The sequence below is a fragment of the Serratia sp. PL7 genome (genome assembly GCF_945957435.1).
This window is the reverse complement of sequence record NZ_CAMFLB010000024.1, coordinates 113,110-124,486: the sequence shown is the minus strand read 5'-3', so window position 1 is coordinate 124,486 and position 11,377 is coordinate 113,110. Positions and strand designations below refer to the sequence as shown.

General features: G+C 59.3%; 6 protein-coding genes. 2 read left to right on the top strand and 4 right to left on the bottom strand.

Annotation, left to right across the window (positions count from 1 at the left end):
* Positions 1-362 precede the first annotated feature (362 nt).
* The 3 genes from actP to acs all read right to left on the bottom strand — a co-directional run bounded on the left by actP (position 363) and on the right by acs (position 4,373).
* Entirely contained in the window at positions 363-2,015 is a 1,653-nt protein-coding gene (gene actP / locus N6G83_RS44365) for a cation/acetate symporter ActP (RefSeq protein ID WP_260516201.1), read from the bottom strand.
* Positions 2,012-2,323, bottom strand: a complete 312-nt coding sequence (locus N6G83_RS44360; RefSeq protein WP_004930047.1) for a DUF485 domain-containing protein — start codon at positions 2,321-2,323, stop codon at positions 2,012-2,014. The genes actP and N6G83_RS44360 overlap by 4 nt, the downstream gene beginning before the upstream one ends.
* A gap of 91 nt (positions 2,324-2,414) precedes the next feature.
* The gene (gene acs, locus N6G83_RS44355; RefSeq protein ID WP_025304955.1) at positions 2,415-4,373 is read right to left on the bottom strand and encodes an acetate--CoA ligase; all 1,959 of its coding nucleotides are present in this window, start codon (positions 4,371-4,373) and stop codon (positions 2,415-2,417) included.
* Between the two features lie 901 nt (positions 4,374-5,274).
* Here acs and gltP point away from each other — a divergent pair.
* Both gltP and N6G83_RS44345 read left to right on the top strand, forming a co-directional pair.
* On the top strand, positions 5,275-6,591 hold the full coding sequence (gltP, locus tag N6G83_RS44350) for a glutamate/aspartate:proton symporter GltP (RefSeq protein ID WP_043142347.1): 1,317 nt from the start codon (positions 5,275-5,277) through the stop codon (positions 6,589-6,591).
* Between the two features lie 281 nt (positions 6,592-6,872).
* On the top strand, positions 6,873-8,216 hold the full coding sequence (locus tag N6G83_RS44345) for a condensation domain-containing protein (RefSeq protein WP_025304957.1): 1,344 nt from the start codon (positions 6,873-6,875) through the stop codon (positions 8,214-8,216).
* 42 nt (positions 8,217-8,258) lie between these two features.
* On the opposite strand, the gene N6G83_RS44340 is transcribed toward N6G83_RS44345, so the two are convergent.
* The gene (locus N6G83_RS44340; protein WP_260516200.1) at positions 8,259-11,354 is read right to left on the bottom strand and encodes an amino acid adenylation domain-containing protein; all 3,096 of its coding nucleotides are present in this window, start codon (positions 11,352-11,354) and stop codon (positions 8,259-8,261) included.
* Positions 11,355-11,377 lie beyond the last annotated feature (23 nt).

Here is an 11,377-nt window from a genome sequence, read left to right as displayed (position 1 = left end):
ATAAAACAACAAGCCTCATGCGAAAGCATGGGGCTTTTTGTTTTGTCTGTTATCTGGCGTTCTGCACGAGCATGGGCATCCTGAGACGAATTGTGTAGGACAAATCCGCCGGGAGCGGATTTGAACGTTGCGAAGCAATGGCCCGAAGGGGGGCGGGCAGGACGTCCGCCATAAACTGCCAGGCATCAAATAAAGCCGAAATCCCTGAACTGACGTTCAGGGCTTTTTGCTATGCGTAAAACGTAAAAAAGCGCAGCTACGCTGCGCTGCTCTCCCCAGCTTATCTCCGACAGACAGCCAGAGAAAAGGCCCCGAAGGGCCTTTGATTAGGGTGTGTTTGCTTTTTTTCACTTATTATTCGATTAATGCGAGCTGCCCTGAGAGATACCCAGCCCGGTTTGCGAACGGACAAACTGAGCCCGGAAGCGTTCCCGCTCCTGCTGCCCGGCCAGCGAGCTGTCGGTGATCGAGAACAGCCAGGTGCCGACAAAGGCCACGATCATCGAGAACAGCGCCGGGTATTCATACGGGTAAATCGGTTTTTCATGGCCGAGGATCTGCACCCAGATCGTCGGGCCGAGGATCATCAGAATCACCGCCGTTAACAGACCCAGCCAGCCGCCAATCATCGCGCCGCGGGTCGTCAAACGCGACCAGTACATCGACAGGATGATGATAGGGAAGTTACAGCTGGCAGCGATAGAGAACGCCAGCCCGACCATAAAGGCGATATTCTGCTTCTCGAACAAAATCCCCAGGGCAATAGCAACCAGGCCCAATACCACGACGGTGACCTTTGAGACCTTCAGCTCGTCACGCTCGGTCGCCTTGCCGTTTTTCATCACGCTGGCGTACAGATCGTGGGAAACCGCCGAGGCACCGGCCAGCGTCAGGCCTGCAACGACCGCCAGAATGGTGGCGAAGGCCACCGCCGAGATAAAGCCGAGGAAGAAGTTGCCGCCAACGGCATTGGCCAGGTGCACCGCCGCCATATTGGTGCCGCCCAGCAGCGCGCCGGTGGCGTCTTTGAACGCCGGATTGGCGCTGACCAGCAAGATGGCGCCGAAGCCGATGATAAAGGTCAGAATATAGAAGTAACCGATAAAGCCGGTGGCGTAGAACACGCTCTTGCGCGCTTCCTTGGCGTCACTCACGGTGAAGAAACGCATCAGGATGTGCGGCAGACCGGCGGTGCCGAACATCAGCGCCAGGCCAAGCGATAACGCGGAAATCGGATCGGAGACCAGACCACCGGGGCTCATGATGGCGATGCCTTTCGGATGCACCTTCACCGCTTCGGCGAACAGGGTATTGAAGTCGAAGTTAACCGACTTCATCACCATCAGCGCCATAAAACTGGCGCCGGCCAGCAGCAGCACCGCCTTGATGATCTGCACCCAGGTGGTGGCCAGCATGCCGCCGAACAGCACGTACAGCACCATCAGGATGCCGACCAGGATCACCGCCACATGGTAGTTGAGCCCGAACAGCAGCTGGATCAGCTTGCCGGCGCCGACCATCTGCGCGATCAGATACAGCGCCACCACCACCAACGAGCCGCAGGCCGAGAGGGTGCGGATCGGTTTCTGCTGCAGACGGTAAGAGGCGACATCGGCAAAGGTATAACGGCCGAGGTTGCGCAAGCGCTCCGCGATCAGGAACAGAATGATCGGCCAGCCGATGAGGAAGCCGATGGAGTAAATCAGTCCGTCATAGCCCGAGGTGTAGACCAGGGCGGAGATACCGAGGAACGAGGCGGCGGACATGAAGTCACCGGCGATCGCCAGCCCGTTTTGCAGGCCGGTGATGCGCCCGCCCGCGGTGTAGTAGTCCTGACGGGAACGGGTGCGTTTGGAGGCCCAATAGGTGATGTAGAGCGTGGCGCCGACAAACAGGATAAACATCACGATCGCCTGGATGTTCAGCGGCTGGCGATTCACCTCGCCGCCAATGGCGTCGGCGCAGGCCAGACCGGGCAGCAACAGCAGCGCGGCGGCGGACAATAAGCGCTTCATTGTTTCACCTCACGCAGAATCTCTGCGGTGAGGCGATCGAATTCGCCGTTGGCGCGAAACACGTAGATCCCGGTCAAGACGAAAGAGATCACGATCAGCCCGACGCCGACCGGGATCCCGCGGGTGATGGTCGATCCGGCGGCGATCGGCGTGCCGAGCCATTGCGGATCGAAGGCGATCAACAGAATAAAGCCGACGTACAGCGCCAGCGTAATCAGTGAAAGCAGCCAGGCGAACCGGCCGCGTTTTCTCACCAGCTCTTTAAAGCGCGGGTTTTCTTCAATCCCTTGATAAATGGTGTCATTCATCAGAGTGTCTCCAGTCGGTATTGAGAGAGTACGCCGCGCCAGGGCCGCTCAATGGCGCGTGATCCGAATGAGCGGCCTGAAGCGGCATAAATTATGACGGCACTTTCATTGATTGTTTTTCTTCCAACAGCTTGTCGACGACGGCCGGATCCGCCAGCGTAGAGGTATCCCCCAGGTTGCTGGTGTCGCCGGCGGCAATTTTGCGCAGGATACGCCGCATGATCTTGCCGGAGCGCGTTTTGGGCAGCGAATCTGTCCAGTGCAGTACGTCCGGCGTGGCGATCGGCCCTATCTCTTTGCGCACCCAGTTGCGCACTTCGGTATAGAGCTCCGGCGTCGGTTCTTCACCGTGGTTCAGCGTGATGTAGGCGTAGATCGCCTGGCCTTTGATGTTATGAGGAATGCCGACCACTGCCGCTTCGGCGATTTTCGGGTGCGATACCAGCGCGGACTCAATCTCGGCGGTGCCCAGACGGTGGCCGGAGACGTTCAGCACGTCATCGACGCGGCCGGTGATCCAGTAGTAACCGTCTTCGTCGCGGCGTGCGCCGTCACCGCTGAAGTACATGCCTTTGAAAGTCGAGAAGTAGGTTTGCTCGAAGCGGTCATGATCGCCGAACAGGGTACGCGCCTGGCCCGGCCAGGAATCGACGATCACCAGGTTGCCTTCGCAGGCGCCTTCCTGCGGTGTGCCGACGTTATCGACCAATGCCGGCTGTACGCCGAAGAAAGGCCGCGTAGCAGACCCGGCTTTCAGCTCGGTGGCGCCAGGCAGCGGGGTAATCATGAAGCCGCCGGTTTCGGTTTGCCACCAGGTGTCGACGATCGGGCACTTTGCATTGCCTATCTTGTTGTAGTACCACTCCCAGGCTTCCGGGTTGATCGGCTCGCCGACCGAGCCCATGATACGCAGCGAATCGCGTCGTGTGCCCTCGATCGCCTTGTCGCCTTCGGCCATCAGGGCGCGAATGGCGGTCGGTGCGGTATACAGAATGTTGACCTGGTGCTTGTCGATCACTTGCGACAGGCGATTAACGCCCGGATAGTTAGGCACGCCTTCGAACATCAGCGTGGTGGCGCCGCAGGCCAGCGGGCCGTACAGCAGATAGCTGTGGCCGGTGACCCAGCCCACGTCGGCGGTGCACCAATAGATGTCGCCGTCGTGGTAGTCGAACACATACTTAAAGGTCATCGCGGCGTAGACCAGGTAGCCGCCGGTGGTGTGCAGCACGCCTTTCGGCTTGCCGGTCGAACCGGAGGTATACAGGATAAACAGCGGATCTTCGGCGTTCACTTCTGCCGGCGGGCAGTCGGCGGAGACGCCCTGGGTCAGCTCATGCCACCACAGATCGCGCCCTTCCTGCCAGTAGCCCGGTTTCCCGGTGCGTTGGAACACCACGACGTTGGCCACGCTGACTACGCCGGGATTTTTCAGCGCATCGTCGACGTTCTTTTTCAGCGGCACGGCACGGCCGGCGCGCAGGCCTTCATCGGCGGTGATCACCAGCCTGGCGTTGGAGTCGATAATGCGTCCGGCGACCGCTTCCGGTGAGAAGCCGCCGAAGATCACCGAATGTACGGCGCCGATACGCGCGCAGGCCAGCATCGCGACCGCCGCTTCCGGCACCATCGGCATATAGATAGCCACCACGTCACCTTTTTTCACGCCGAGCTTTTTCAGCACGTTGGCGAACTGGCAGACGTCATGGTGCAGCTGTTTGTAAGTCACCTTTTTGGATTGGGTCGGGTCGTCGCCTTCCCAGATAATGGCGGTCTGGTCGCCGCGCTCGGCCAAATGACGATCCAGACAGTTGGCCGCCAGGTTCAACGTGCCGTCTTCAAACCAACGGATGCTGACGTGGCCCGGATCGAACGAGGTGTTTTTGACTTTGGTATAGGGTTTGATCCAGTCCAGGATTTTGCCATGCTCACCCCAGAAAGCCTCTGGGTCTTGAACCGACTGTTGATAATACTGTTGGTATTGTGCCGGATTAATCAGGGCGCGTTCTGCAATTGCAGAAGGAATAGCGTGTTTATGCAGTTGGCTCATAGCTTTTCTCCTTGAAGTTGTTAATGATATGTCAACTGAAGGTTAAGTATAGTTTGCTACGATTCTTTGTTTCTTTTTTGCGCGGCAGATCACGCAACAAAGATATTGATTTGTAATCGTTCTGTCGCATTTGCAGGGCATATCTATCTATTTGGCGCTTAAATCCTCATAAACCCACGTTTTTAACCAAAAACACTTATCTAAAGAACAAAAAAGAATAAAAAAAGGCGAGGGTATTTGCCTCGCGATTAATAAGGATGGGAGAGACCAGCATTATTTCGCGCTATAAATCTTTTTTGATTATTTTTCGCTATTAATATTCGAAGTTGGTATTAACGCGATATAACGATGGACGGCACATCGTGAAATAACGTTCTATTAATGCTTCATACCTGATGAAAACTCGGGAAATACCCTATGGCATTCATCCTGCGGTATCGTTCGATTTTTAATCTAAATATAAAATGGCGCTGCATTTATGGGTGAAAATGTCACTCGGCCAATTCCCATTTATTTGACTTTTGAGTAACAAAATATAAACATTCGGTGCGGACTAAATATGCAGAATGGACGAAAAATAACGCATTTTAATCGCGTTCAAAAAAACGTCACCGGCGCGGTTATGTGCTTCATTATCTGAAAAATTATGTTTTTAATAACAAGCAATTATGCCATTTGAAATAGTTACGCGAAATTTTTGTGATTCGATTCAGCGCTCAACCCTGACAAATCAAGGCTTGCAGAGCATGCCGCCCGGATGATACAGATTTATACTGCGTCGCACCCAGGGCAGGTGAACGCTTCCACTGAATTAACATAAGCCTGTAATAAATGATTAAGTATTCTTTTCGCCGTGTTGTGACTTTGTACGGCGCAAAGAGTCTTTGAGGACTTTTTGGGTATGAAAAGTGTAAAAATTAGCCTGGCTTGGCAAATCCTGATCGCGTTGGTACTGGGTATTATTGTTGGCGCGGTATTGCACAACCAGACAGAATCTCGTGAGTGGCTGGTCAGCAATATTCTCAGCCCGGCGGGTGATATCTTTATTCGTCTGATCAAGATGATTGTGGTGCCGATCGTTATTTCCACGCTGATCGTCGGTATTGCCGGCGTGGGGGATGCGAAAAAGCTGGGCCGCATCGGATTGAAAACCATTATTTACTTCGAAGTGATCACCACGATCGCCATCGTGGTGGGGTTGACGCTGGCCAACGTATTCCAACCCGGCCACGGCATCGACATGTCGACGTTGACCACGGTGGACATTTCGCAGTATGAGAAAACCACCGAACAGGTGCAAAGCGGTTCGCACAGTCTGGTGGCGACCATTCTGTCGCTGATCCCATCGAACGTCTTCTCGTCGATGGCCAAGGGCGACATGCTGCCGATTATCTTCTTCTCGGTGCTGTTCGGTCTGGGGCTGTCGTCGTTGCCGAAAGAGACCAAAGAGCCGTTGCTGAAGGTGTTCAAGGCGGTGTCCGAGAGCATGTTCAAAGTCACCCACATGATCATGCGCTATGCGCCGATCGGGGTATTCGGTCTGATTTCGGTCACGGTAGCCAACTTCGGTTTCGCTTCGCTGCTGCCGCTGGCCAAGCTGGTGCTGCTGGTATACTTCGCCATCGCGTTCTTCGCCCTGGTGGTGCTGGGGGCGGTCGCCCGGCTGTGCAATCTGCGCATCTGGACGCTGATCCGCATCCTGAAAGACGAACTGATCCTGGCTTATTCCACCGCCAGCTCGGAAACGGTGCTGCCGCGCATCATCGAAAAGATGGAGGCTTACGGCGCGCCCAAGTCGATCACTAGCTTCGTGGTGCCGACTGGCTACTCCTTTAACCTGGATGGCTCGACGCTGTACCAGAGCATCGCCGCTATCTTTATCGCCCAGCTGTACGGCATCGAACTGTCGTTGGGGCAGGAGATCGTGCTGGTGCTGACGCTGATGGTAACCTCGAAAGGGATCGCCGGCGTGCCGGGGGTCTCGTTCGTGGTGCTGCTGGCGACGTTGGGCAGCGTCGGCATCCCGCTGGAAGGCCTGGCGTTCATCGCCGGCGTGGACCGTATCCTGGATATGGCGCGTACCGCGCTGAACGTGGTGGGCAACGCGCTGGCGGTACTGGTGATAGCCAAGTGGGAGCACCAGTTCGATCGCAAGAAGGCGCTGGCTTACGAAACGGAGTTTCTGGCGCAGAAGGTGAAGCCGGCCAACCAGGCCTAATCACGAGTATCGCCGACGTTAAAAACGCCCCAGGCAGTTGTGCCGGGGCGTTTTGTTTTTATGGCCCTTCAACCTGCCACTTTCTTTTCTCTGCCCAACTGCCCAACTGCGCGACTTGCATCCCCGCTTAACAAAATCTAAAGTGTTACCAAATTAATAGAAATGATAATAGATGTTATTATCATTTTCATTTGATGATGTATGGAGACACGCAAAAGCCGTTGAACGGCGGGGTTACGCCCGCTCGACGTCTTTATTCGGGCTTATCAAAGGTAGGTAACATGTCGGACACCGCTTTGGCCTCTGAATGGTTGCCGCTGGCGCCAGCGCAGCTTGATTTCTGGGAAGAACACACCTTGCACCCTGGGCAGACTCTGTCCACCGTCGCACATTGCACCGAACTGTGCGGCGCGGTAGAGGAAGAGACGCTCTGCCGGGCGATCGCCACCACTCTCGCCGAGACGCAGGCGTTTGCCTTGCGCTTTGGTGAGCGGCATGGCGACTCTCCCCCGCTGTTACGTTACGATCCACAGCGCACGCCGCCATTGCAACGCATCGATCTGCAAACGCACGACGATCCCTGGCAGGCGGCGCAAAACCTGATGCGCGAAGATATCGCGCAGCGCCGGGCGCTGCACAGCGAACCGTTAGCCGCAGCCTGGCTGCTCAAGCTGGGGCCGGAGCGCTACCTCTGGTACGTGCGTGCGCACCATATTCTGGTTGATGGCTTCGGCATGGCCCTGATCGAACACCGCTGCGCCGCGTTATATGCGCACTATCTGGGTGAGGGCAGCGCAGGTATGCCTCTGGGCGCCTTCGACGTCTTTCAACAGGCCGAGCTGGCCTACGCTGATTCTGAGCGATGCGAGCGCGATCGGCGCTTTTGGCAGACCTATCTGCCGCCGTCGCAGGTGCTGCCGACGGTGCGCAAGGGCGGTGAGGCCTATGGCGTACGGCGTCTGAGCACCCACCACCGGCTGCCGGCGGCGGTGTCGCACTCTCTTGCGCAGTTGGCGGAGCGTAGCGGCATCAATTGGCCCGACTTGCTGGTGGCGCTGTCGGCGGCCTGGCTGTTTCAGGTGATGCCGCGCTGTGCCCGGCAAGGCGATACGCTGCCGATGTGGATGCCGGCGATGAATCGCCGTGGGCAGGCAGCCACTAACGTGCCTTCGCTGGCGGTCAACACGCTGCCGCTGCTGGTGTCACCGCCGCAAGCGGAGACGCTGGGGAGCTTTCTCACCACGCTGACGCAGCAGCTGCGGGAGCTGCGCAGCCACGCCGGCTACCGTCTGCGCCAATTGGCCGCCGATCGCGGTGTGGATCCGGGCTCGCGCTTCTTTATTTCCCCCTTCATCAACGTGCAACCCTTCGATGCGCCTCGTTTTACTGGCTGTCGCGGTACCCGCAGCGTATTGGCCGGCGGCTCGGGCGACGGTTTTAACCTGACGTATCGCGGCCGCACCGACGCCCGCGATCTGCAGGTGGATATCGATATTTATCTGGAACAGTTCCCGACGGAGGATGCGTTGGACTATGGCGAGGCGCTGCAAGAATTTCTGTTGCGTGCGCTGCAGCAGGAAGCCTGGGAGCAACCGCTGGCGGCCCTGACGGCGTTACCCGCCTGAGAAAATGCGGGCGGGGGATGTCCCCGCCCGAGTGGTATGGTTTCAGCTGACCAGCAACGCCGCCACTTCGCGTGCGTTCTTGCATGGCAAGAGCGCACTGCTTACCAGACGGGTGCCGAAAGCGTCATTGAGGCGTGCCGCCACCTGTTTGATATGCGGCAGCTTCAGTCCCATGGCGATAAACGCCGTCTCTTCCCCCCATTCCGGGCGCGGCGTTACGCCAATCGCCTGCCAGTAAATGGTCAGGATCTCGGCGCTGCGCGCCACCGGTGCGTTCGGCGGCGGGGCCGCGCAGGCGTTCAACGCCGGCGCGGTTTGCTGGTGGCTCAGGTCGGCGCGGATGCGATGGCGATCGGTTTTACCGTTGGCGGACAGCGGCAGCGCCTCGGCATGGATAAAGCGCGTGGGGATATGGGTACAGGGCAGATAGCCGGTGGCGAAGGCGCGGATCTCGGACAGCGGCAGCGGCTTGCCGTCGCGGGTCAGATACAGGGCGCCGAGCGCTGCCTCGTTGTTCTCTCCGCTGGGATAATCCACCACTACCATATCCAGGATCGCCGGATGGCGGCGCAGCACGTCTTCGATTTCCGGCAGCGAGACGCGCACGCCGCGGATCTTCACATAGCCGTTCACCCGGGTGGCGAACATGATGTTGCCGTCCGCACGGTAATAGCCCTGATCGCCGGTGCGGAAAGCGCGCAGCGGTTGCCCGTCCGGTCCTTCGAGGGTAACGAAATCGTGCTGCTTCAGCTCCCCCTGCTCCAGATAGCCTAACGCCAGGTTCACCCCGGCGGTGTGAATGCGGCCGACCACGCCGGCCGGGCAGTGGCTGCCGTCGTCATGGCAGATGAAGTAGCGGTTAGCCGGCAGCGGGCGGCCGTAAGGCACGGTGCCGCTCTCCTGTGGGGCGATCGGGTGCCAGATGCTCCAGATGGTGGTTTCGGTCGGCCCGCCGAGTGAGAACAGCGCGAGATCCTGGCGCAGGGTACGCAGGGTTTGTACCGTCGCCGGCTTGATATAGTCACCGCCTTGCGCCACCAGGCGCAGCGAGCGCAGGCTGTCGGCCGTTTTGCAGGTGAGCAGCATCTCCAGAATGGCGGGTACCGAACACCACAGGGTGACCCGATGTTTTTCCACCAGTTGGTTCCAGCTGATGGCATCCTTTTCCTGATGTGGCGCCGGCAGCACCAGCGTGGCGCCGGCGCACAGCGAACCGAACAGATCGAACATCGACATGTCATGGTGCGGCGGCGTGACGGAAATGAAGACATCGTCGGCGGTGACTCTCCAGCGCTGTTGGGTTTGGTGCACGACGTTGGCGGTGGCGCGGTTGTTAAGCACCACGCATTTAGGCTTACCAGTGGTGCCGGAGGTATACAGGTAGTAGCTCGCGGCCTGGCTGGCGCTGCGTTCAACCAGCGTCCGTTCATCCGGCAGCGCGGGTGCGCGATCCGCCTGCGCCAGCAGGGTCGCCGGCGTCACGCCGATCGGCGTTTCGAGATCGCCGCCGTGCACTACCAGCGTCGGCCGGCAATTCTCCAGCAGGTAGGCGGTGCGTTCCGGCGGCGAGTTGATATCGATAGGCACCCAGATCACGCCCTGCAGGGCACAGGCGAGGCTGAAGATGATCTGTTCCGGGCTGCGCGGCAGATACAGTGCCACCACGTTGCCCGGCTGCACGCCGCGGCTCTGCAGGTTGGCGATCGCCGTGGCGATCCGCTGGCCCAGCTCGCGGTAGGTTAGCGTCTGCTCGCCGCAGATCAGCGCATTGCCGCCGTCTTGCGCGCCGAACAGCCGCTCGGCCAGCTGCGCCAGATAAGGATAAGGCGCGTAATTCGCTTCGCTGTCGTTGTGGCGGTAATGCGCCAGATCGATGAAGTCGCGCGGCGCGATCGCCAGGTCGGCCCGTTGGCAACTGTGCAGGATGCGTCGCTGCAACGCCGCCAGCATCGCTTCTACCTGTTCGCCATGCAGCGCCTGCTCGGCGTAGTCCACGCACAGCTGCAGATTTTTTTCGCTGTCCAACGTCAGGCGGATATCGATGGCGACCTGCGGCGTTTGGGTCAGGCCGTCGTGAAAGCGCACCGGCGCCTCGGCTGGCAGCGTCTCCCAACCCAGGCAATTGGTCAGGATCACCGGCAGCGCCGGGCCGCCCTGGCTTTGGCCGAGCAACTGCCGCGCCAGATCGACGCCGGAAAACGCCAGGTGATCGAGCGCGCCGAGCACGTCGTCCTGCAAGGCTTGCGCGCGCTGGATAAAATCTTCGCCGTGGCGGGAATAGCGCACCGCCACGAAGCTGGAGGCGTTGCCCAGGGCGCCGTCGGCGGCGGGGAACGCTACCGGCACCCCGACACACAGCTCGCCGTCGGTGGTCCAGTGGGCCAGCGTATCGAGGATCAGCGCCGACAGCAGGCTGTTGCGCAGCAGCGCATGCGGCGATCCCAGACGGCCAAGCCGTTTAACCGTGTCGTGCGGCAACGTCAGGCTGGCGCGGCGATAGCGTGATGAGGTGAGATTGGCGAGCGGGGCGCGCCACGGCAACGCCGACGGGGTGGTGACATCCTGCAGCTTTTCGCGCCAGTAGGCGGCATCGGCCTGGCGTTGCGCCGCCGATGCGGCGGGGGGCGGCAAGGCGGCGGCGGTCGGCGCCAGAGGGCGATCGTCGAACAGGCGCGCGATCACGGTGGAGATCCCCTGGCCGTCTAAGATCAAGGCATCGAAGCTGGTAAAGATCAGCGTATCGTACGGCGATCCCGTCGGATCCTGCTGTTCGGCAAGTTGGATCACGGCGATGCGCCACAGCGGTTGGCTCGGATCGTGGCGCTGGTGGGAGTAACGCGCGCGCAGTTGTTCGACCTGGCGCTGCGCCGCTTCACCATCAAGGGCACGCAGATCGTGTCTATCCAGATGCAGCGTCACCTCCGGGCGTACGTGCTGCGTGCCGCGCGGCACATCGATGCAGGTGCGCAGTGCCGGGTAGTGTTGAACCAGCTCGGTCAGGCGCGCTTCAAGGCGCGGTACGTCCAGCTGCCGGGCACGGTATTCGCGAAAGTCGTGCATCGCCACGCCGCCCAGCGGCCATCGATCGCTGCGGCCCAGAAGATAGGCCTGCTGCAGTGCGGTTAATGGTGTCTCCATGGTACTTCCCTATAGTCGCTAAC